The 23,011-nt window shown below is 70.1% G+C and carries 17 protein-coding genes; 7 read left to right on the forward strand and 10 right to left on the reverse strand.

Features of this window, described 5'->3' with window-relative positions; genetic code table 11:
* The first annotated feature begins 5 nt into the window (after positions 1 to 5).
* Entirely contained in the window at positions 6 to 3,110 is a 3,105-nt protein-coding gene (locus tag ACWEQG_RS11680) for a BTAD domain-containing putative transcriptional regulator (protein ID WP_452283868.1), read from the forward strand.
* A gap of 32 nt (positions 3,111 to 3,142) precedes the next feature.
* Here the strand turns inward: ACWEQG_RS11680 and ACWEQG_RS11685 are convergent, their stop codons facing one another.
* Positions 3,143 to 3,991, reverse strand: coding sequence for an ABC transporter permease (locus ACWEQG_RS11685; protein ID WP_452283870.1), 849 nt, complete (start codon positions 3,989 to 3,991; stop codon positions 3,143 to 3,145).
* Positions 3,988 to 4,971, reverse strand: coding sequence for an ATP-binding cassette domain-containing protein (locus ACWEQG_RS11690; RefSeq protein ID WP_452283872.1), 984 nt, complete (start codon positions 4,969 to 4,971; stop codon positions 3,988 to 3,990). The genes ACWEQG_RS11685 and ACWEQG_RS11690 overlap by 4 nt, the downstream gene beginning before the upstream one ends.
* Before the next feature lie 246 nt (positions 4,972 to 5,217).
* Between ACWEQG_RS11690 and ACWEQG_RS11695 the strand changes: the two genes are divergently transcribed.
* From ACWEQG_RS11695 to ACWEQG_RS11710, 4 genes are all read left to right on the forward strand, one after another.
* Positions 5,218 to 6,051 (forward strand): CPBP family intramembrane glutamic endopeptidase, encoded by an 834-nt coding sequence (locus ACWEQG_RS11695; protein WP_452283874.1) that lies wholly within the window; start codon positions 5,218 to 5,220, stop codon positions 6,049 to 6,051.
* Positions 6,048 to 7,199, forward strand: coding sequence for a sensor histidine kinase (locus ACWEQG_RS11700; protein ID WP_452283875.1), 1,152 nt, complete (start codon positions 6,048 to 6,050; stop codon positions 7,197 to 7,199). The genes ACWEQG_RS11695 and ACWEQG_RS11700 overlap by 4 nt, the downstream gene beginning before the upstream one ends.
* Complete coding sequence (locus ACWEQG_RS11705) at positions 7,196 to 7,855, forward strand: response regulator transcription factor (RefSeq protein ID WP_363461382.1); 660 nt, start codon at positions 7,196 to 7,198, stop codon at positions 7,853 to 7,855. Before ACWEQG_RS11700 ends, ACWEQG_RS11705 begins: the two co-directional genes overlap by 4 nt.
* Positions 7,856 to 7,968: 113 nt before the next feature.
* On the forward strand, positions 7,969 to 9,153 hold the full coding sequence (locus ACWEQG_RS11710; RefSeq protein ID WP_452283877.1) for an SRPBCC family protein: 1,185 nt from the start codon (positions 7,969 to 7,971) through the stop codon (positions 9,151 to 9,153).
* Here ACWEQG_RS11710 and ACWEQG_RS11715 read toward each other — a convergent pair whose 3' ends face one another.
* The 7 genes from ACWEQG_RS11715 to ACWEQG_RS11745 form a co-directional block, all read right to left on the reverse strand.
* Positions 9,154 to 10,881, reverse strand: a complete 1,728-nt coding sequence (locus ACWEQG_RS11715; RefSeq protein ID WP_452283879.1) for an IlvD/Edd family dehydratase — start codon at positions 10,879 to 10,881, stop codon at positions 9,154 to 9,156. It abuts the gene before it with no gap.
* Positions 10,882 to 10,928: 47 nt separating this feature from the next.
* Positions 10,929 to 11,810, reverse strand: coding sequence for a carbohydrate ABC transporter permease (locus ACWEQG_RS11720; protein ID WP_452283880.1), 882 nt, complete (start codon positions 11,808 to 11,810; stop codon positions 10,929 to 10,931).
* Positions 11,810 to 12,751 carry a carbohydrate ABC transporter permease gene (locus ACWEQG_RS11725; RefSeq protein WP_452283882.1) on the reverse strand — a complete coding sequence of 314 codons (942 nt, stop codon included), beginning with the start codon at positions 12,749 to 12,751 and terminating at the stop codon, positions 11,810 to 11,812. Before ACWEQG_RS11725 ends, ACWEQG_RS11720 begins: the two co-directional genes overlap by 1 nt.
* A 75-nt stretch (positions 12,752 to 12,826) precedes the next feature.
* Positions 12,827 to 14,224 carry an extracellular solute-binding protein gene (locus ACWEQG_RS11730; protein WP_452283884.1) on the reverse strand — a complete coding sequence of 466 codons (1,398 nt, stop codon included), beginning with the start codon at positions 14,222 to 14,224 and terminating at the stop codon, positions 12,827 to 12,829.
* Between the two features lie 194 nt (positions 14,225 to 14,418).
* Positions 14,419 to 16,596, reverse strand: a complete 2,178-nt coding sequence (locus tag ACWEQG_RS11735) for an alpha/beta hydrolase-fold protein (protein ID WP_452283886.1) — start codon at positions 16,594 to 16,596, stop codon at positions 14,419 to 14,421.
* A gap of 165 nt (positions 16,597 to 16,761) precedes the next feature.
* Entirely contained in the window at positions 16,762 to 17,802 is a 1,041-nt protein-coding gene (locus ACWEQG_RS11740) for a LacI family DNA-binding transcriptional regulator (protein WP_452283888.1), read from the reverse strand.
* A 162-nt stretch (positions 17,803 to 17,964) separates the two neighbouring features.
* Positions 17,965 to 20,358 (reverse strand): glycoside hydrolase family 3 N-terminal domain-containing protein, encoded by a 2,394-nt coding sequence (locus ACWEQG_RS11745; protein WP_452283890.1) that lies wholly within the window; start codon positions 20,356 to 20,358, stop codon positions 17,965 to 17,967.
* A gap of 137 nt (positions 20,359 to 20,495) precedes the next feature.
* On the opposite strand from ACWEQG_RS11745, the gene ACWEQG_RS11750 reads away from it, so the two are divergent.
* Positions 20,496 to 21,365: a fumarylacetoacetate hydrolase family protein gene (locus ACWEQG_RS11750; RefSeq protein WP_452283891.1), complete on the forward strand. Its 870-nt coding sequence runs from the start codon at positions 20,496 to 20,498 to the stop codon at positions 21,363 to 21,365.
* 28 nt (positions 21,366 to 21,393) lie between these two features.
* On the opposite strand, the gene ACWEQG_RS11755 is transcribed toward ACWEQG_RS11750, so the two are convergent.
* Positions 21,394 to 22,122, reverse strand: a complete 729-nt coding sequence (locus ACWEQG_RS11755) for a hypothetical protein (protein ID WP_452283893.1) — start codon at positions 22,120 to 22,122, stop codon at positions 21,394 to 21,396.
* Positions 22,123 to 22,244: 122 nt separating this feature from the next.
* Here ACWEQG_RS11755 and ACWEQG_RS11760 point away from each other — a divergent pair, with 122 nt between their 5' ends.
* Positions 22,245 to 22,973 carry a LuxR C-terminal-related transcriptional regulator gene (locus ACWEQG_RS11760; RefSeq protein WP_452283895.1) on the forward strand — a complete coding sequence of 243 codons (729 nt, stop codon included), beginning with the start codon at positions 22,245 to 22,247 and terminating at the stop codon, positions 22,971 to 22,973.
* Positions 22,974 to 23,011 lie beyond the last annotated feature (38 nt).

Genomic DNA, 23,011 nt, shown 5'->3' on the forward strand with positions numbered 1-23,011 from the left:
GCGCCATGCCGATCGACCTGAGCCTGCTCGCCGGGGCGCGGTGGCGGGGGCAGCCGGTGGTCGGCGAGAGGGCTCAGGCACTGCTCGCGGCCCTCGCGTCCGCGCCCCGGACCGTGAGCGCGGACCGCCTCGTCGCGGAGGTGTGGGGGGACGACGAACCGGCCAATCCGGCGAAGGCGCTGCAGGTCCTGGTGTCCCGGACCAGGTCGGTCGTGGGGCCGGAGACGCTGGTCACGGAGGGGGGCGGCTACCGGCTCGACGTCCCGCCCGACCGGGTCGACGCCAGCTTGCTGCATCGTCTGACGGACCGGGCGCGGGCGCTGCTCGCCGAGGACCCGGCCGCCGCGGCCGCCACGGCCGGGGAGGCGCTCGCGCTGGGCATCGGAGCGCTGCCGCCGGAGGGCGGCGGCCCGCTGGCCGGGGTGCGCCGGCGCGCGGCACGCGACCTGGCCGCCGCGCGGGTGGTGCTCGCCCGCGCCCGGAGCCGCAGCGGTGACCACGACATGGCCCTGCCCGAGCTCGAGGAGGCCGTGCGCGTCCGCCCCGAGGACGAGGGACTGCTCGCCGATCTCCTGCACAGCGAGGCGGTGGTGCGCGGAACGGGCGCCGCGCTCGACCGGTTCGAGCGTTACCGGTCGGACCTGCGCGACCGGGTCGGCGCCGACGTCGGCCCGGAGCTGCGGCGGGTCCATCGTGAGCTGCTGGCCCTCGACAATCCCGTACGCGCCGGCGTGCGTTTCGACACGACCCCGCTGCTCGGCCGCGACGACGACCTCCGGCGGGTGCGGGCCCTGCTCGCCACCTCCCGGGTGGTCTCGATCCTCGGTCCGGGCGGGCTCGGCAAGACCCGGCTCGCCCATGCCGTCGCCCGCGAGGCCCTGCAGCCGGTGGTGCACTTCGTCGAACTGGCCGGTGTGACCGCGCCCGAGGACCTGGTCGGCGAGGTCGGGTCGGTGCTCGGCGTCCGCGACTCGGTGACCGGACGCCGCACGCTCACCCCGCGGCAGCGCGCCGACGTCCGGGCCCGGATCGCCCAGCAGCTCGATCCGGCCCCGACGCTGCTGGTGCTCGACAACTGCGAGCATCTGGTGGAGGCGGTCGCCGACCTGGTCGCGTACCTGGCCGCGACCACACGGGAGCTGCGCGTCCTCACCACGACGCGCTCGCCGCTGGCGATCGCCGCCGAACGCGTCTATCCGCTGCCCCAGCTGGGGACCGGCGACGCGATCGAGCTGTTCCGCGACCGCGCGACCGCGGCCCGGCCCGGTGTGCACCTCGACGAGGATGACGTACGCGCCGTAGTGACCCGCCTGGACGGCCTGCCGCTCGCCATCGAGCTGGCCGCGGCGAAGGTGCGGGTGATGTCACCGGCCGAGATCGCCCGGCGGCTGGAGGACAGGTTCTCGCTGCTGCGCGGCGGCGACCGGAGCGCGCCCTCCCGGCATCAGACGCTGCTTGCGGTGATCGACTGGTCCTGGAACCTTCTGGGCGAGCGGGAGCGCCGGGCCCTGCGCCGCCTCTCGGCCTTCCCGGACGGCTTCGCCCTCGACGCCGCGGAGGAGGTGCTCGGCGACGGCGCTCTCGGCGACGTCGAGGAGCTCGTGGAGCAGTCCCTGCTCACCGTCGTGGAGACGGCCGAGGGCGTCCGGTACCGCATGCTCGAGACGGTGCGGGAGTTCGGCCGGATGCGGCTGGACTCGGCCGGCGAGACCGACGAGGCGCGGGCCGCCGTACGCGCGTGGGCCCTCGGTCACGCCGACCGGCACGGCGGCCGGCTGTACTCGCCGGAGCAGGTCGACGCGATGGACCGGCTGCGTGCGGAGGAGACGAACCTCTCCGACATCCTGCGAGAGGCCCTCGCCGGCCCCGACCCGGAGGCGGTCGTGCTGCTGTTCTCGGCGCTGGGCGGCTACTGGTCGATCTGCGGAGACCATCCGCGCAGCATCGTCCTCACCCCCGCCGTCGCGGCCGCCCTGAGCGACTGGACACCGCCGCCCCGGCTCCTCGACCGGACCCGGGCGGCCCTGAGCATCGCGCTGTTCAACACCATGATCGTTCCTCTGGAGGAGTCCGGGACGCTGGTGCGGCTGCTGTCCGAGCTGGGCGCCGACTCGGCGAACCCCGACCTCCGGGCGGCGGTGACCGCCCTGCTCGCGGCGGCGTCGGATCCCGAGCGCGGCATGGACAAGCTGGCCGCCGACCCCGACCCTGTGATCCGCCGTATCGCGCTGCACTGGCTGAGCCACGGCCGGGAGAACGTCGGCGACCCGGTCGGCGCGATCGAAGCGGCCCGTGCCGCCCTCGACCTCGTCGGCCTTGACGGCGGCCCTTGGCACCGGGCGGTGCTGCACACGCACCTGGCCGGCCTGTACGCGCACCTCGGTGACACCGCCTCGGCCTCCAGGCATGCCGTCGAGGCGCTCCCGGTGCTCGAACGCCTCGGGGCGGTGGACGACGCCGTCCAGATCCGCGCCTCCCTCGCCATGGCGGCGCTCGCCGAGGGCCGCCGCGACGAGGCCGCGCGTATGGTCGACGACCTGGAGGCGCTCGCCTCCCAGGGCACCTACGCGGAGGTCCTGTCGGTCGCGGCCGCCAGGGCCCAGCTGACCCTCGCCGACGGCGACATCGCCGAGGGACTGCGGCGGCATCGCGAGACCGCCGAGGCGCTGCGGAACCTGCGCGTCCCGGGCGCGGGGGACGGCATCACACCGTGGGGCTTCCTTGGCGAGGTCGTCGCGCTCTCGGCGTTCGCTCTGTACGGCGAGGGCGACGACGGCGCGGACCTCTTCGAGTCGTTGCGGGCCGAGGTCCGGACCGCCTTCACGCCGGACCACACGGACTACCCCGTGATGGGGATGGTGCTCGCCGGGCTGGGCATCTGGGGCCTGCGTAAGGGGGCGCTGCCCGCCGAGGAGGCGGTCCGGCTGCTCGTGCTCGCCGACAGGTTCGCCTACAACCGGTTCGTCCCGACGCTGCAGTGGTCGGTCCTGTCCGGGCACGCCGAACGGATCGCCCCCGGCGTCATGTCCCGGATCGAGGCCGAGTACGGCGAACAACGCGGCCCCGACCTGCTGGCCGAGGCGCGTGCCGTCCTGGAACGGCTGTTCTGACACCGCTGATGACACCGCTGATCCGGCACCGGCTACATCTTGCGGGAGTACGAGCGGACCGCCAGTGGGGCGAAGACCGCGACGACGACCGCGCAGCCGATGACCGCCCAGCCGACCTCGGCCGTCACGGCCCCGTCGTTGAACAGGTCGCGCACCGCGGAGACGACGTGCGACACCGGGTTGACCTTCACGAACGCCTCCAGCCAGCCGGGCAGCGTCTCGGCGGGGACGAAGGCGTTGGACAGGAAGGTGAGCGGGAACATGATCATCATGGAGATCCCCTGCACACTCTGCGCGGAACGCGCCATCGTGCCCAGCCAGGTGAAGATCCACGCCAGCGACCAGCCCGCGATCACGGTGAGCGCGACGCCGCCGACGCAGCCGAGCACACCGCCGCCGGGGCGGTAACCGATGATCAGGCCGGTGACGACCGTCAGCACCGACGCGATGCCGTAGCGGATCAGGTCGGCGATCATCGGACCGGCCAGGGGGGCGATCCTCGCGATCGGCAGGGACTTGAAGCGGTCGAACACCCCCTTGTCCATGTCTTCACGCAGTTGCACGCCCGTCGCCATGCAGACGGTCAGGGCCGTCTGGGCGAGGATGCCGGGGATCAGCACCGGGAGGTAGTTCGACACGCTGCCGGAGATCGCGCCCCCGAAGATGAACGCGAACATCGCGGTGAACAGCAGAGGCTGGATGAGGACGTCGAAGAACTGCTCGGGCTTGCGGCGCATCTTCTTCAGGGCACGCCACGCCATGGACAGGGTCTGGACCCAGGTCTCCTGCAGCGAACTGTGGGAGGTCGTGCGGGCGACCACGACGGACGGGTCGACGCGCCGGGGGTCGAGCGGGGTCGGGGTAACGGTGGTCGTGGTCATCGGGCCGCCTCCATCTGGGGCTTCGTCTGGGATTCGTCGTCGGCGCCGTGGCCGGTCAGCGCCAGGAAGACCTCGTCCAGCGTCGGCTTGGCGACGCTCACCGAGGAGATGCCGAGGCCCGCTTCCCGCAGGCCGATCAGGACGTCCGCGGCCCGGTCGGGGTCGGGGAGGGGGATGTTCATGCGTCCCGATTCCGGGGTCAGGACCGGGTCCTCGCCCAGCAGCCGTCGGACGACGTCCGCGCCCAGGGCGACGTCGGCGCCCTCCGCCAGGCTGAGCTGCAGGGTCGACTCGCCGACCTGGGTCTTCAGCGCGTCGGGGGTGTCCTCGGCGACCTTCCGGCCCCGGTCGATCACGGCTATGCGGTCGGCCAGCTGATCGGCCTCGTCCAGGTACTGCGTGGTCAGGAGGATCGTGGAACCGTCGGTGACCAGCTCGCGGATGGTGTCCCACATCTGGCCCCGGGTTCTCGGGTCGAGGCCGGTCGTGGGCTCGTCCAGGAAGATCAGAGGCGGGCGGGTGATCAGGCTCGACGCCAGGTCGAGGCGGCGGCGCATGCCGCCGCTGAACTGGGACAGGGGACGGTCGGCCGCCTCCTGCAGGTCGAAGCGGGCGAGCAGGTCACCGGCGATGCTCTTGGCCCGGGTGCTCGTCAGGCCCTGCAGCCGGCCGAACAGCCACAGGTTCTCCCGCGCGGTGAGGTCCTCGTCCACCGAGGCGTACTGGCCCGTCACGCCCACCAGCTGCCGGATGCGGTGCGGCTCCCGCCGGACGTCGACGCCGAAGATCTCCGCATGGCCGCCGTCGATGGGGAGCAGGGTGGCGAGCATCCGGAGGGTGGTGGTCTTGCCCGCTCCGTTGGGGCCGAGGACTCCGAAGATCTCGCCCTGCCGTACGTGGAGGTCGATTCCGTCCACGGCCCGGAAGTCGCCGAAGGTCTTGACCAGGCCGTCCGCCCGGACGGCACTGAGGTCCGCCATGACGCGTCTCCTCTCTCCGCCGGGTACCTCCCGGCGTACGAGAAGAGCCTCCGGCCCACTGGATTCATCGCGGCTTCACACCGGTTTCACCCCTGAGCTGGCGGTTTCACCGGCTTGTCCCCGTGTCCCCCGTGAGAGCTACCCGCGAATGTCCACCGCGCGGTGACGATTCCCGGCTGCCGAATCCCTAGCGTTTCTCCGCGTAGCCGCGGCGCTCCGGTCGCGGAATCTTCCCAAGGAGTCGTCATGCGGCTGTTGAAGCAACTCGTGCCTGTCGCGCTGGTCACCTTCGCCGGCGGTGCGGCCGTGGCTGCGGTACAGGGGAACGCGTTCCTCACCCTCATCCTCGGTGTCGCGACAGCCGTCCTCGCGGTGTTCGTGTACCGCTGGGCGGTGCGATGGTCCGAGCGCCGCGCGCCGGTGGAGGTGGCCGGGAAAGGCGCCGTCCCCGCCGTCGGCCGGGGGCTGCTGATCGGAGTCGGGATGTTCGCGGCCGTCATCGTGAACCTCGCCTTCCTGGGGTACTACCGGGTCGACGGCCTCGGCTCGGTGACGGGCGCGGCCGGGCTGATCGGCTTCATGGCCGCCGCCGCGGTGACCGAGGAGTTACTGTTCCGCGGCGTGCTGTTCCGGATCATCGAGGGATGGGCCGGCACGTGGATCGCGCTGGCCCTGACCGGCCTGGTGTTCGGCCTGATGCACCTGAGCAACGAGCACGCCAACCTGTGGGGCGCGATCGCCATCGCGATCGAGGCGGGCGGCATGCTCGCCGCCGCCTACGCCGCCACCCGCACCCTGTGGCTGCCGATCGGCCTGCACTTCGGCTGGAACTTCGCCGCGGCCGGCATCTTCAGCACCGAGGTCTCCGGCAACGGCGCGAGCCAGGGGCTGCTGCACAGCGTGACGTCGGGCCCGGCCCTGCTCACCGGCGGCGACTTCGGTCCCGAGGCGAGCCCGTACTCGGTGCTGTTCGGCCTGGCGCTGACGATCGTGTTCCTGTGGCTGGCCCGCCGGCGCGGCAACCTGGTCCCCATGCGGCGCGGCGCCCGGGCGGACGCGACCGCTACGCTCACCCAGTGATCGACTTCCGGCGGGTCACCGACCTGTGGCGGCGGTGCGACGTCGTGGTCCGGGACGCACCGTTCGGGCTGCTGCTGGCCGTCGTGTCCCTGATTCCGGCGCTCCACGGCAAGGGGACGCAGGTCGGGGACCTGCCCGTCCGTCCCCTCGACGCACTGGCGCTCGTGGTGATCGCTCTGGAGTGCCTTCCGCTCGCCGTGCGCCGCCGGTGGCCGGCCGTGTGTCTGGCTCTGGTGACGCTCGGCTTCGTCCTCGACCAGATCCGCGCCTACCACGTTTTCGCGAGCAACGCGATGACCGTCGCGCTGATCAGCACGGGCGCACATCTGGAGCGCTACCGGCGTGCCACCGTGATCCTCCTCTCCATGGCGTACGTGCCGCTGGCGGTCGCGCTCGACCGGCTCGGCGCGACGGAGAAGGTGGAAGGGTACGTGGTGTTCTACCTGACTCTGGTCCTCGCGTGGGGCATCGGGGCCTGGATGCGCTCCACCCGGGCCGCCGAGACCGAGCGCCGCCGCCACATCGCCGAGGCCACCCGCGCCGCCGAACGCACCCGCATCGCCCGCGAGCTCCACGACGTCGTGACCCACCACGTGACGGCCATGGTCGTACAGGCCGAGGCGGCACGCTACCTGACCGCCGCGCCCGATCGCCTCGACGCGGCCCTGAGCGCCGTCACCGACACCGGCCGGCGAGCCATCGCCGACCTGCGGCACCTGCTCGACCTGCTCAACCCGGACCACCACACCGACGTGAAAATGCCGTCCGTCGCCGAACTGCAGACACTGGTGGAGCAGACCCGCCAGGCCGGGCAGCCGGTGGAGTTCGCCGAGGAGGGCACGCCGCCCGAATCGGGCGGCAGCGCCGAATTGGTGGCCTATAGGGTCGTGCAGGAATCCCTGACGAACGCTCTCAAGTACGCACACGGCAGCGCCACCGCGGTCCGCGTGCGCTATGGCAAGGAGATCATCGTGGAGGTCAGCACCGACGGCTCCGGCTCGCGGGCCGGCTCGCCCGGCGGGAGCGGCCGTGGGCTTGCCGGGCTCCGCGACCGCGTGGACGCCCTGGGCGGCGAGTTCGACGCCGGCCGGCGGGCCGACGGCGGCTTCGTCGTACGGGCGCGCATCCCCGCGGGAAGCCCGTCGTGAGCACGCCGGTCCGGGTCCTGGTCTGCGACGACCAGGCGCTGATCCGCACCGGGTTCGCGACGATCATCGACGCGCAGCCCGACCTGGAGGTGGTGGGCGAGTGCGGGGACGGCCGCGCCGCGGTCGACCTCGCCCGCCGGCTGAACCCGGACATCGTGGTGATGGACGTACGCATGCCGGTGCTCGACGGCATCGAGGCGACCCGTCTGCTGGCCGGCGCCGGGGTGGAGAATCCGGTCAAGGTGCTCGTGGTGACGACGTTCAACCTGGACGAGTACGTGTACGAGGCGCTGCGCGCGGGGGCGAGCGGGTTCCTGCTCAAGGACGCTCCCCCGGCGCAGCTGCTGCACGGCATCCGCACCGTCGCGTCGGGCGCCGCGCTGCTGGCGCCCGAGGTGACGCGGCAGCTCGTCGGCAGGTACGCGGCGCGGATCCGCCCCGCCGAGGGCACGCCGGACGACGTCGCGCTGACCCCGCGCGAGCTGGAGGTGCTGCGCCTCATCGCCGACGGCCTGTCCAACAGCGAGATCGCCGCCGAGCTGGTGATCAGCCAGGAGACCGTCAAGACGTACGTCTCGCGCATCCTCACCAAACTCGGCCTGCGTGACCGCGTGCAGGCGGTCGTCTACGCCTACCGCAGGGGCCTGGTGGCCTGAGACCCGCCGGCCCGGCATCGCCTCCCGCCGAATGGGTAAGGCGGTCGCGAACGAGGGGCGGACAAGGGGGAGTCGCCATGGTCGTCAGCACTCGTGCCGGAACGGAACGGTCTTTGAACATCACCGTGATACGGCAGGCACCACCGATGTCCCGTACGGTCTCGGCGGCGGGGCTCGGCGCCGTCGGGGGCATGGTCACCGAGTATCTGTTCGATCCCGAGCTGGGGCGGAGTCGCCGCGCCCGGCTCCGGGACAAAGGCGTCCATCTGACGCACGGGGTCAGAAACGGAACCAGAACCGTCGTCCGCGACGTCCGCAACCGAAGCCAGGGCATCCTCGGCGCGGCCCGCTATCGGACCACCGGACGGGAGGCCGACGACGACGTCCTCCACGAGCGGGTACGCGCCGAGCTGGGCCGGCACGTCCGCCACCCGCGTGAGGTGGACGTCCACGTGGAGAGCGGTCACGTCACCCTCACCGGTGACGTGCTCGGCAGGGAGAGCCGTCGGGCGCACCGGGCGGTGGCCCGGATACCCGGCGTCACGGGCGTGGACGCGAACTGGACCACCCGCCACGACGCCACGCGAGCGCCTCGGTCGCGGGAAGACGGCGGGCCGATGGAGGCGGTGCTCGACCTCTTCCGGCAGAGGTGGTCACCGGCCGGCAGGTCGCTCACCGGTCTGGCCGCCGCCGCCGTCTGGTCGCTGTCCGGACGCCTGCCGCGGCCGCTCGGCTACCTGGTGCGCGCCGGCTGCGCGGTCCTGGCCGCGCGTGCCGCGACGAACCTGCCGCTGCGGCGGCTCACGGGCATCGGCGCGGGCCGCAGCGCGATCGACGTACGGGACTCCATCTCCGTGGCCGCGCCACCCGAGGAGGTCTGGCCGGTGCTGAGCGACTACAGCCTCTTCGCCCGGTGGCTGCCCGACGTCCTCGACGTGCGGCGCTCGGACGACGGCGGGCGGTCCCAGTGGCGGGTCTCGGGACCGGTCGGAGTGCCGATCCGGTTCGAGGCCGTGGAGACCGCCCGTGAGGAGGGCCGCAGGATCGCCTGGAAGACCACAGAAGGACAGCTGGTCGCCCACTCCGGCGAGCTCAGTGTGACGCCGGAGGACGCGGGCCGAAGCCGCATCCAGGTCCGGCTCACCTACAATCCGGTTCTCGGCGCGGTCGGTCACGCCGTGGCGAAGATCTTCGGAGCCGATGCCGGACGCAAGCTCTCCAAGGACCTGATGCGGCTGAAGTCGCTGATCGAGACGCGCGGGGCGCCGGTCGGCGCCGGCGCCGGTCCGCGAGGGTGATCAGTGTGAGTGGCGGGGCGGGGCGCTGCCGCTGCCGCCGGTGAGGAAGTCCAGGTCCGCGCCCTTGTCGGCCTGGAGGACGTGCTCGCTGTACAGGCGCACCCAGCCCCGGTCGGCGGCCGGCCGCGGGGGCTGCCAGGCGGCGCGGCGGCGCTCGAGTTCCGCGTCGTCGACCAGCAGGTCCAGACGCCGCGTCGGGACGTCGAGCCGGATGACGTCGCCGGTACGCACGAGGGCGAGAGGGCCGCCCACCGACGCCTCGGGGGCCACGTGCAGGACGCAGGTGCCGTAGCCGGTGCCGCTCATGCGGGCATCGGAGATCCGCACCATGTCGGTGACCCCCTCGGTGAGCAGCCGCCGCGGCATGGGCACGTTGCCCACCTCGGGGAAGCCCGGGTAGCCGCGTGGTCCGGCGTTCCGCACCACGATGACCGTGTCGGCGGTGACGTCCAGATCCGGGTCGTCGGCCACGGCGATGTAGTCCTCGATCCGGTCGAACACGAGCGCCGTTCCGGTGTGCCGGAGCAGATCGGGCGAGGCGGCGGAGACCTTCAGCACGGCCCCGGACGGCGCGAGCGACCCGCGCAGCACGACCGTCCCCGACCCGGCGGGCTGGAACGGCTCCTCCATCGTGCCGATGACCTCCCGGTTCCAGCACTGGGCGCCGCTGACGTTGTCGGCCACGCTCTTCCCGCTGACGGTGACATGGTCCAGGTGCAGCAGGGGGGCGATCTCCTTCATCACCGCCGGGAGCCCGCCCGCGTACGCGAAGTCCTCCATCAGGTGCGTGCCGGAGGGCATCAGGTTCACCAGCATGGGCACGTCGGCGGTGAGCGTGTCGAAGTCCTCCAGCGACAGGGGTACGCCGAGGCGTCCGGCGATCGCGAGCAGGTGCACCACGGCGTTGGTGGAGCCGCCGATCGCGGCGTTGACCCGGATGGCGTTCTCGAAGGCCTCGCGGGTGAGCACGGTGGACAGCCGCTGGTCCTCCTCGACCATGGCCACGATCCGGCGCCCGGCGGCGTGCGCGAGCGCGTACCGGCGGGAGTCGACCGCCGGTACGGCGGCGGCCCCCGGCAGCTGGACGCCCAGCGCCTCGGTCACGCAGGCCATCGTGGAGGCGGTCCCCATGGTCATGCAGTGCCCACGGCTGCGGGACATGCAGATCTCCGCCTCGGCGCAGTCGGCCGCCGTCATCCGGCCGGCGCGCTGCTCCTCGGTGAAACGCCACACGTCGGTGCCCGATCCGATGTCCCGGCCGCGGAACTTGCCGTTCAGCATCGGACCACCGGTGATCATCAAAGTGGGCAGGTCGACACTGGCCGCGCCCATCAGCAGTCCAGGCGTGGTCTTGTCGCAGCCGGACAGCAGCACCACTCCGTCGAGCGGGTTGGCCCGGATCAGTTCCTCGGCCTCCATCGCCAGCAGATTGCGGTAGAGCATGGTCGTCGGCCGCATCAGCGGCTCCCCCAGGCTCATCGCCGGAAACTCCAGCGGCAGGCCGCCGCTCTCCCACACGCCGCGCTTCACCGACTCGGCCAGGTCGCGCAGATGGGCGTTGCACGGAGTCAGCTCCGACCACGTGCTGGCGATGCCGATCACCGGACGGCCGTCGAAGACGTCGTCGGCGAACCCCTGGTTGCGCATCCACGATCGATGGATGAACCCGTTGCGGCCCTCCGCGCCGAACCACTCCTGACTGCGCAGCGGGCGATTCGTCATCGACATCGGCACACCTTCCTGTCGTTTCGATTGTCTGCGGACACCGGCCGCGGCTATCTCAGGCCTCCGACGGACAGTCCGCCGCGCCAGTGCCGCTGGAGGGTGAAGAAGGCGATGATGAGCGGGATCACCGAGACGAGCGCGCCCAGGATGATGAGGCTCCAAAGAGAGGTACTACCCGAGTTGTTCGCCGAGGCGATTCCCTGCCAGAGGCCGAGCCCGACGGTGACGGGGAAAAGCCGGTTGTCGGAGAGCATGGCGAGGGGCAGGAAGTAGTTGTTCCAGGACGCGACGGCGGACAGGAGCAGCACCGTGACCACCGCGGGCCGCATCAGCGGGAAGGCGACCTGGATGAACGTCCGAAGTTCACCCGCGCCGTCGACCCGCGCCGCGTCCAGGATCTCGTCGGGCACCGCGTCGCGCGCGTACACGTGCATCAGATAGACGCCGAACGGATTGAGCAGCGACGGGAGGATCACCGCCCAGATCGTGTTCGTCAGGCCGAGCCCGGAGAACATCATGAAGGTGGGGATCACCAGGGCGGTCGCGGGCACCATCAACGCGCCCAGCAGGACCGAGAAGCTGAATCGCCTGCCGGCGAACCGGTATTTGGCGAATCCGTAGCCCGCCATGACGGCCAGGATCGTGGCGCCGATCCCGCCCGCGAACGCGTACAGCGTGGAGTTGAGGATCCACCTGCCGTAGATGCCGCCGTCGTAGGTGAACAGTCGCTGGAGGTTCCCGAAGTAGTCGATCGAATCGGCGAACCACAGGGTGTTGCTGCCGCTGAACAGGCCGGGGGCGTCCTTGGAACTGTTGACGATGACCCACCAGAACGGCACCAGGAAATACACGACCAGGAAGCCCAGGAAGATCTGCACGGGGAGGTGGCGCTGGGGACGGCGGCGTGCGCCGGCGCGGGAGCTGCCGGTCATCAGAAGAAGCTCCTCCGCTTGCGGGTGAAGAACAAGAAGGCGTAGACGCAGACGAACACGATCCCGCCGAGGGCGAAGGAGATCGCCGATCCGTAGTTGAAGTTCGCGAGCCCGAACGCCTGCTGGTAGGCGTACATGTTGGGAGTGAATCCCGGCGCGATCGTGCCGGCCGCGAGGTAGCGCAGAATCTGTGGTTCGTTGAAGAACTGCAGGGTGCCGATGAGCGAGAAGACCAGGATCAGGAGCAGCGCGGGGGCGATCAGCGGGATTTTGATCCGGAGCGCGATCTGCCATTTTCCGGCACCGTCCATACGGGCGGCCTCGTAGAGCGTCGGGTCGATGCCCTGGAGCGCCGCGTACAGGATGATCATGTAGTAACCGGCCCACTGCCAGGTGACGACGTTGATCAGGCCGTAGAAGATCAGATTGCTGCTGAAGAAGTCGGGCGCGGTGGCGCCGAACAACCCGAAGATGTCGGTGAGCGGCCCGAAGCTCTTGCTGTACAGGAATCCCCACATGACCGCCCCGATGACCGTGGGGATGGCGTAGGGAAGGAAGATCATGAGGCGGGAGAAGCGGGTGAACAGCGAGGTCACGGCATCCAGGATGAGTGCCATCGCGAGCGCGATGACGATCTGCAGCGGGATGGCGACGAGCGAGAAGCGGATGACGAACCACGCCCCGGACAGGAAGGTCGGGTCGGTGAACGCCTTCACGTAGTTGCCGAGGAAGACGAAACTGGTGCCGCCGATCAGCTTCTTCTGCCAGAGGCTGAGGTAGAACGCGTACGCGAGCGGCGCGATGAGAAGCGCCAGGAAGACGATCGCGAACGGCCCGACGAAGAGCCACCCCATCAGGTGCTCACGGAGGCGCACCTTGCCGCGGACCTTGTGCGCTTTCTCTTGAGTGCTCGCTGCACTCTCCTCGATCAGGAGGGTCATTGTGGGCTCCGGGAAGTCGATGCTGGGGGTGACGGGCGGGCCGGCCGGGGACGCCCGGCCGGCCCGCCCGTGGTGTCACTGGACGGTGAACCCTTGCTCCTTGGCGTAGCCCACCACGTCCTCCTGGAGCCGGTCGGCGGCCTGCGCACCGGTGACGGAGCCCTGGATGATCGCACTGACCTGCTTCGTCATGGCGTCGAAGTAGTACTGGCCGAACGGGGCGTAGGTCATGCCCTTGTAGGCGTTCGCCGCCGGGACGTAGACCTCCTTGTTCGCCTGCTGACCGTCGAAGAAGTTCACCTTCAGGTCCACGAACTCGGGACTGTTGAGCGCCTTGAGGTTCAGCGGGAAGATGATCTGGTTGGTCCAGCCGTCGGTGAGCGACTCGTCGTCGGCGTAGAGGCCGTACGCCACCTTCGCCGCGAGTTCGGGGTTCTTCGCCTGGCTCGTCACCGAGAAGGCCGACCCGCCCCAGTTCACCTGCACCGGGTTGGCGGGATCCCACTGCGGGAGCGGCGCCACCGCCCACTTGCCGGTGTCCTCGCCCTTGCCGACGCCGGCGCCGGTGAGGTATCCGGGCGCCCACGCCGCCGAGATGTACGTCGCGTACTTCCCGTTGACCACACCGGCGATGTACTCCGGCGTGAACTGGTCCTGCGTCCCGACCAGGCCCTTCTTGGCAAGGCCCCCCCAGTAGTCGAGCACGTCCTTGGACGCCTGGTCGTTCAGCTTGACGCCGATCGTCTCCGGCTTCGCCGGGTCGTAGGTGAACGGATTGGCGCCCTTCTGGATCTGCAGCGCCATCAGGACGGCCGGCACGTTCGCGCCCAGGTCGCCGAACAGCGGGCCCCCCGCGTCCTTCACCTTCTGCGCCGCCTGCTCGTACTCGGCCCACGTCTTCGGCGGCGTGATCTTGTACTTGTCGAAGATGTCCTTCCGGTAGATCATCGCCATCGGGCCGCCGTCGACCGGCACGCCGTAGACCGCGCCGCCGATCGAGACGTCCTTCCACGCGCCCGGGCCGTAGTTGTCCTTGACGGCGTCATAGCCGTACTGCTTGATGTCGACGAGCGCCTTCTGGATCTGGAAGGTCGGGATCCGGTCCGCCTCGATCATGATCACGTCGGGCGCGCCGGTGCCCGCCGAGATGGCCGTCTGGAACTTGTCGTACTCGTCACCGCCCTGACCGACGTTGGTCCAGCAGACCTGCACCTCGTTGTTCTGCTTGTTGAAGTTGTCGACGACGAGCTGCATGTTGGGGTACCAGCCCCAGAAGGTCACGACCGGCAGGTCCTTCTTGCTGATCGTGTTCGTGCAGTTGCTCGCGTTGTTCCCGCCCGCGTTGTCCGCGGGCGCGGCGCTTCCGCCCGCGGTGTTCGCGCCCCCTCCCGCGTCGGGGGCGCAGGCGGCGAGCGCGCTCGCGGCGGTGAGCATGGCCGCCGTGACAAGTAATCTTTTCGTCTTCATTGACATGATCTCCCCTTCGGGGTCACAGCGCACAAGGGTCCATGCGCCGCCGCTGAGGCCGGGCGATCGGCCGGGACGGGGCACGGATGCCACATCCGCGCCCTGTCCCTCGTGCCGATCTCTCGGATGTGAGCGCTCACACGCCCACGTGCGTGGCGAGCATCACCGGGGCCCGGTGGTGTCGCCTCCAACGGGCCTGGTCAGCGCTTGAACAAGCGCGGTGCCAGGTCGATGAGGTTCTTCTGCCACACGTCCCAGCCGTGCGGCCCGGGGGTGACCCCGTCGAACTCGTAGTGGATGCCGAGGTTGTCCATCGTGGTCAGTCCCGCCATGAACGACGGGTACACGAAGTCGGTCACGTCGCCGACGTACACGCGCAGCAGCTTGGTGCCGTTGTTGATCGCCGCCACGTCGACGCCGGTCCCGCCGCCGAACCCGGCCGAGAACGCCGCGATGTAGGCGAACCGGCCCGGGTGCGCCTTGAGCATCGTCATCGTCTGACCGCCACCCATCGAGAGGCCGGCGAGGGCCTGCCGCGACGGATCGCCGGAGACGTGGTAGCGGGCGCGGACGGCCGGGTCGATGTTCTCCAGCAGTTCCTTGTTGAAGTCGGGCACGTTGCCGTTGCTCATCACGACCACCATCGGCACCAGGTTGCCGTCAAGGGAGTGGTTGTCGAGGATCTGCTTGGCGCGTCCCATCTCGACCCAGTCCGTGTGGTTCTGGCCGCCACCGTGCTGCAGGTAGAAGACGGGGTACGGCTCGGCACGGTTCGGGTCGTAGCCGGGCGGGGTCCAGACCAAGGCGGTCCGGTCCTGGTTCGTCACGTTGCTCCGGTACGTCAGGCTCTCGACCTTCCCGCCCTGACCGGCGGGAACGTCCGTGAGCATGCGTGCCCTCTCACCCGGGACGAGGAAGGTGCTCCAGGTGGGCTCGGTGGTCACCTTCGTCGGGTTCGACGCGTCCTTGACCGCGACCCGGTCCACGATGAGCCGGTAGTAGTAGAACCACGGTTCCAGCGGGCCCACCGTCGCCCGCCACCGGTCGCCCTCACGGGACAGCGGGACCCGCAACCAGCTCCCGCCGGGAGCGATGTTCGCCCACACCGTGACGTGCTTGGCGTCCTTGAAGTCCGTCGTGGTCTCGAAGGTGACGAAACCGTCCTTCAGGAACGGCGTCGGCGTGGTGCCGGGCGCCGGCGGGTCGAACTCGCCCTTCAGCGGCCCGTGGCCGGCGCTCGGGCCGTGATCCGGCACCTTGCGGAACAGCCGCGGCACGAAGTCGATCAGGTTCTCCTGCCAGGCGGTCCAGTTCGCCCCGCCGTCGGGGTTGACCCCGTCGAACTCGTACTTGACCCGGGCGCGGTCCAGCGCCTTCGTCAGACGGACGGTCGCGTTGTACGCGGGATCGGTCACGTTCCCGGTGTACAGACGCAGCAGCTTGCCACCGGGGCGCGGTCCGGGACCGGGCTTCCCAGCGGCGACCTCCGTGAGCAGACCCGAGAACGAGCCGGCGTACGCGAACTGGCCCGGACCGGTCAGGGCGGCGCGCAACGCCTGTGACCCGCCCTCCGACACTCCGGCGATCGCCTGGTGCTCCCGGTCGCGATGGACGCGGTAGGCGTCTGCGACCGCCTTGCGGAGGTCCTTGAGCTCCTTGTCGTCGTCCGGTCCGCGACCGTCGGTGATCACGACCACCATCGGCTCCATTGAGCCCTGGGCCGACAGGTTGTCGAGGATCTGCTTGGCCCGGCCGAGGTCGAGCCAGTCCGTGGCGCTCCTGTCCGTGCCGGACTGCAGGTACAACACCGGATACGGCTTGCCGCCCTTGGCCGCGTACCCCGGCGGGGTCCAGACCAGAGCCGACCGCTCCTCCTTCTTGACCCGGTAGGTCAGGGTCTCGACCTTGCCGCCCTGCCCCTCGGGCGCGTCCGCCAGCAGGCGCGCCGAGTCGCCCCGGACGAGGAAGGTGCTCCACAGGGGCTTGGACGCCACAGTGGTGCTGTTCGTCGGGTCCTTGAGAACCTTGGTGTCGTCACCCGTGACCTGGTAGTAGTACAGCCCCGGCTTGAGCGGGCCGAGGGTTCCCGTCCAGGCGGCGCCCCCGCGGGTCAGGCCGTACTCCACCCAGGTGGAGGAGGGGCCGAAGTTCCCCTCGATGACGACCTGGGACACCTGGCCCATGCCGGCCTGGACATCCGCCGCCGGGACGCTGAACGACACGTAGCCGTCGTCCGAGACAGTCAGCCACGGCGTGGCCGCCGCAGCCGGCCGCGGCGCGAGTAACACCGCCGCGAGCGCCATGACTCCGGCGACGAGCGCCGCCGAGAGCCGGCGTGCGCCCAAGGGGCGCATCCTGCCGTGATACAGTAACGTCATACCGAAACTCCTTTGATGGTCGGCAGCGGGTGGGGCCGCTCAGCCGACCTAGTTTCTCGGTGAGTGTGACGCGGTTACCGTGTGTGTCTGCACCTCCGTCTGTCGCTGTTTTCGCGTATTCCTGAACACCCAGGTGCACCTGATCCGTGCACCTGGGGTCGGGTGTCAGGCTCTTGTGGCGATCTTCGATGGCGCGGTGACCTTCGGTGGCGCGGTGGAGCCACGGGCCACCAGGCGGGTCGGAAGCAGTATCTGGCGGGGGCCCTCCCAGTCGCCGGTCACCAGCGACTTCAGCATGTGGGCGGCCTCGTATCCGAGGCGGTACATCGACTGGTCCACCGTGGTGAGCGCCGGCTCGGCCAGCGCCGACTCCGGAATGTTGTCGAATCCGACCACCGACAGGTCGCCGGGCACGTCGAGCCCCAGGTCCTTCGCGACCTCCAGGACCTTCAGGGCCATCCCGTCGCTCGCCGCGAAGATCGCCGTCGGCCGGTCCGGCCTTTCCAGCAACGCGCGCGCCAGCGGAATCGCGGACTCGGGATTGAAGTCCCCCCTGCCGATCAACGTCGGATCGGCCGGAACTCCCGCTTCGGCAAGCGCCCTTCGATAACCCTCCTCACGCGACCAGGCCGCCGCGAGGCTGGAGCGGCCCGCGATGAATCCGATACGCCGATGCCCCAGGCCGAGCAGATGCTCGACCACCTGGGTGGCGCCCGCGAGGTTGTCGGCCGTCACGGACGGCACCGTCGAGTCCCTCACCGGATCGATGACCACGACCGGAGTGCTGCTCCGCACCTCACCCCAGGGCGTGACCACGATGCATCCGTCCGTGAGCGTGCCCGACAGGCGGGTCAGGTGCCGCTGCTCCCAGCCCTCGGAGTACGTCCCGTAGAGATCGCTGTTGGCATAGATGATCAGGTCGAAACCGGACTGGCTCAGGGCCTCCATCACGCCCTTGAGCACCTCGGCCGTATAGGACTGGAAGCTGTGCGTCACCAGGCCCAGAACGTTGGTACGGCTGCGGCGCAGGCTGGTCGCCACGAGACTCGACTCGTACCCCAGCCGCTCGATGGCCGAACGGACCTGTGCGATGGTGCTGGCGCTGACGCCGTAACGCCCGTTGACCACCCGCGACACCGTCGCGGTGGAGACGCCCGCGAGACGCGCCACGTCACTCATCGTCACCGGCGTATCGCCGTCGGCCATGCCACCCTCTCTACATTGCAATCGTTATCGGTTACGTTTCCAACATTTAACGCGATAACGAAAGCCAAGACAAGACCCATTTCGGACTCGTAACACGCGGACCGGATGTCCGAAAAGGACATGGCCGGATCGCCCCGATCCCCCGGCCCACCTGCCGCGCCGTCATCTCGGCCGCGCGGTCGCCGGCGGCACTTCCTCGACGCTGACGGTGCCCGTGTAGGCCTTTCGGACCTCGGGGCGGTCGGCGTCGCCGGTGATGGCGAACGTTCCCGCGAGAGCGAGAGCATCGGAGGAGAAACCGACATGTACCTCAATATGTCCGGTCTCCACTGTGTAGTCCATGTTGCGGTCATAGAAACCAAGCTGGCCCGTCGGAAGGCGGAACCGTACGGCCGTCCGCCGCCCCGGACCGGCGCATACACGGGCGAAGCTCTTCAACTCGAGCACGGGCCGGGTGACCGTCGCCTGCGGATCCCGGATGTAGAGCTGGACCACTTCCTCGCCTGCCCGGTCGCCCGCGTTGGCCACGGTGACCTCCACGGTGACGCTGTCCCCGGCGGTCACCTCGGCGCGGTCCAGCGTGACGTTCTCGACGACGAACGGGGCGTACCCGAGCCCGTGGCCGAAGGGGTATCGCGGACTGACGGGCGAGTCGACGTAGTCGCCGTGCCAGTGCGACCGTCCCCCGGACACCTTGTGCCCGTAGAAGACGGGTATCTGGCCCACGGAGCGCGGGTAGGAGATGGGCAACTTCCCGCTCGGGTTCACCTCGCCGAGCAGAACCTCGGCGATCGCCCGTGCCCCGGTCTGCCCGGGCAGCCAGGCCATCAGCACCGCGGCGCACTCCTCGTGCAGGAAGTCGCCGCCGACCGGCCTGCCGGCGACGAGCACCGCCACCACGGGGGTGCCGGTGGCGACGACGGCACGGACCAGGTCCTCCTGGACGCCGGGCAGTTCCAGGCTGGACCGGTCCCTCGACTCTCCCGTCGTGGCCTGGGTCGTCAGCCCCGAACGGTCTCCCAGGACCAGCACCGCGACGTCGGCGGCCGCGGCGGCCGCGACCGCCTCGTCGAACCCGTCCCTCGACGCGTCGATCACGTCGCACCCGTGCGCGTAGCGCACCCTGTCGCCCAGGCGAGCCGTGAGCTCGTCGCGCACCGTGGGCACCCCGTCCGTGCTCTCCTCGATCTCGAGGTCGTCCGGGACCGTCATCGTCTGGCCGAGCAGTCCCTTGCGCTCGCGCGCCTCCAACAGCGACTCGACGTGCGCCGCGAAGGAGTAGTCACCGAGCAGATGCCGCGCGCTGTCGGCGTTCGGCCCGATGAGGGCGACCGTTCCGGCGCCCGGCCGCAGCGGCAGGACACCCTCGTTCTTGAGCAGGACGAGGCTGCGGCGAGCCGTCTCGAGCGCCACCTCCCGATGCCGCTCGGCGTCCACCGTCACCGCGACCGCGCTCTCGTCGACGTAGGGGTTCTCGAACAGGCCCAGCTCGAACTTGTGCCGCAGAACCCGTGCGACCGCTTCGTCCAGTTCCCCTTCGCTGACCTGACCGGCGTCCAGGGCGTGTGCCAGCGCGTCCGCGTACGCGTCCGTCGCCGGAAGCTCGACGTCGGTGCCCGCGCCGAGCGCCGTGGCCGCCGCCTGCCGCTTGTCCTCGGCGAAGTGGTGATACGAGTGGAGATCGTCGACGGCGAAGTAGTCCGACACGACGGTGCCCGTGAAGCCCCACTCCCGGCGGAGGACATCGGTGAGAAGCTCATGGTTGGCGTGGCAGGGAATGCCGTCCAGTTCGTGGTAGCCGGCCATCACCGACTGAAGGCCCGCCTCGCGGACCGCCGCCTCGAACGGATACAGATACACCTCCCGCAGCAGACGAGGCGGCAGGTGCGCCGGAGCCCAGTTCAACCCGCCCTCGGACGCCCCGTAGCCGACGAAGTGCTTGGCCGTCGCGATGACGCCCTCCGCCGGAGAGTCGCCCTGCAGGCCCCGGACGAACGCCACGCCCATGCGGGCCACCAGATACGGGTCCTCGCCGTAGGTCTCCTCCGTCCGGCCCCACCGCGGGTCCCGCACCACGTCCAGCACCGGTGAGAGCCCCTGGTGGCTCCCCATCGCGCGCATCTGCGCACGGACCGCGTCCGCCAGCCGCCGGTTGAGCTCCGGCTCCCAGGTGCTCGCGACCCCGATCGCCTGGGGGAAGATGGTCGCCTCGCGCGCCATCAGGCCGGAGCACACTTCCTCGTGCACGATCGCCGGAATCCCCAGCCGGGTCCGCGTCACCAGAAACCGCTGGATCGCGTTCGCCACCCGCGCCACCTGTACGGCCTTGAGATTGGTGGCTCCGGCGACCCGGGTCACGTGCCCCAGGCCGTGCCGCAGGACCGTCCGTGCCCGCTCCTCCGAATACCGGCCGCCGTCCAGCACCGAGAACGCCCAGACGCTGCCCAGCTGCGCGAGCTTCTCCTCCCGGGTCATCCGGGCGAGCAGATCCGCCACGCGCTCCCCCACGGGAGCGGCCCGATCGGTGTAGATCGCCCCGGACTCCACAGTGGTCACCCGATCACCCCAATCCGTTCTTGCAAACGTAATCGGTAACGTTTACAACGTCACCGTCGCCGATCACAATGACTTTGTCCAGAGCTCGCATCAGGGCGCCTGAGGTCATGCGCTTCACCTGCGGAAGGAAACCCGGAGTGCACATCGTTAGGTATCGGCGGCATGCCGACCCCCGCCCGCACATCGCGGTGGTGGATAACGGCGTCCTGTCCACCCTGCCGGTGGCCGGCATGTTCGAGCTTCTCCAGCACCGGAAGGAGGAGATCGAACGGATGTGCGCCGACGCCATCCCGGACGGCCTGCTCAGCGAGGTGCGTCTGCTCGCCCCCGTGGACGGCGCCACGGAGGTCTGGGCCTCGGGCGTCACCTACCTGCGCTCCCGGGACGCCCGGGTGGAGGAGAGCGCGCTCAAATCGGTCTACGAACTGGTCTATGACGCCGAGCGTCCCGAGTTGTTCTTCAAGTCGCCCGCCTGGCGAGTGGTCGTCGACGGCGAACCCGTCGCCATCCGTTCCGATTCGGCGCTCAACGTGCCCGAGCCCGAGCTGGCGCTCGTGGTGAACCGGTTCGAGGAGATCGTCGGCTACGTCGTCTGCAACGACATGAGCTCACGGTCGGTGGAGGGCGAGAACCCGCTCTACCTGCCGCAGGCCAAGACGTACGCCGGCGCGTGCGCCCTGTCCTCCGGCATCAGGCCCGCATGGGAGGTCGATCCCGCCGGCCTCGCCATCCGCATGACGGTCGCCCGCGAGGGCGCCGTCGTCTGGGACGGCACGACCTCCACCAGCCAGATCAGGCGCCCGTTCACCCAGCTGACGGCCTACCTGTTCCACTCCGAGAACCATCCCCACGGGGTCGTGCTCTCCACCGGGACCGGCCTCGTGCCCGAACTCGACTTCCGGTTGCAGGCGGGCGACCTGATCAGCGTGTCGATCGAGGAGGTCGGAGAGCTCCGCAACCAGGTCGTCGTGGGCAAGGACCACTTCGGCTTCCTGACGCCCCCGTGAGCCCGGAAAGGACGGGCTACGACGGGTGTCAGCGGTAGTCGTTCAGCCAGTAGCCCGGGATCGAATCCCGAATGCGGTCGAGGTCTGCCTCGGACCGGCCACGGACGTAGATGCCCGCACCCCCGTCGTCCCGCAGAAGGACGTCCTGCCCCAGGAACCACCGAGGCCCGGAGCCCTGCCGGCTCGTGGGATACGCCGGGAACGGCAGCTGGACACACAGCTCCTCCACCAGCCGGACGCTGTCGTCATCGGGTTCGAGATAGTCGCAGAGCTCGGAGTCGGCCTGTACGGACTCGGACATGACGATCTCGACGAAGCAGAGGGACAGACGCTCCAGCCACCCGTCCCACCGCTCGTCGGTCTTGTCGGCGAGGTCCAGCCGGAGGTGGACCGCGGGGTCCTCGTCCTGGAGATCATCGAGGAGTACGCCCCAGGACGCGGCTCCTTGGTTCTCGTGCCGGAAGACCAGTGCCTCTTCGGTGTCGTCCACGTACAGTTCCGCCGGGCCGAGCAGCACATCGTGGTCGCCGGTGAGGTCCCGGCGGCGCCCGAACAGCAGGTACGCCTCGCGCATCGTAGGCGGGAGCCGGACTCCCAGCCCTCGCTCCGCGGCGGCGAGATCGGCTTCCGTCCACCCGTCGCCGCTCTCCAGAGGGCTGGCCCAGTGGGCGGCGAAATCCCGGATGAAGCTCCAGGCCCCGCTGCGGCTCGCGACCCCTCTGCCGAGAGATTCAGCGAGATCGAATCCCGGTGTCATGGCAGGACGATATCCGTACGCGCGCGTCGGGCGTTTCGGCCGGGCAGCGGCTTCGGGCCGGGCAGGGCGAGATCGGTAACCTGGCACCGCCGGAAAGCACACTTCCGGGTGACAGGAGGCGCGTGGACGCGAGCACGACCGAGTTGGCCCAGCTGGCCCTTCAGCTCGAGCATGCCGTGGACAAGCTGCGTGGCATCCCCGTCGGCGTCGAGCTCGTGGACGACAACGAGCTCGTCCAGCAGCGGATCATGGAGGCGGTGCACACCGCTCGCGAGCTGCGCGCCATGCACCCGGTGGGCTCGACGGACAAGGGGCGCCAGGAGCAGAGGAGCAGGCGCAGGGTGCTCGACGCCCTGCAGCGTGGCATGGAGATGCGCACCATCGTCCACGCGAGCGTGCTGGACGATCCCGGCAAGGCGGCGCGCATCAGGGAGCTGCACTCCTCCGGCGATCTGCACCGTGTGGTCGACGAGCCGATCCAGCAACTGCTCGTCTTCGACCGCACCGTGGCGTTCGTACGGACGACTCCCGTCGCCTACTCGCCGGGCGCTCTTCTGATCAGGCACCCGACCTTGATCACCATGCTCGTCGACCTGTTCGAGCACATGTGGCACAAGGCCAGGGACGTCACCGAGCCGGTGCAGCGACTGACCGCGCGCGAGCGCGAGGTGCTCGCACTGATCGCGGAAGGGCGTTCCAACAGCGCCGTGGCCCGCGCGCTGTCGATCACGGAGGCCGCCGTCGGCAAGCACGTCGCCAGTGTGTTCGCCAAGCTCGAGCTGCCGGCGACCGATGACGTCAACCGGCGGGTGCTGGCCGTGCTCGCCTATCTGCGCGGCACGGCGAGGTAGTGCCAGGCATACCTCGTTCTCGGCTTGGCCCCCATGCG

The sequence above is a fragment of the Microbispora sp. NPDC004025 genome (genome assembly GCF_053604425.1).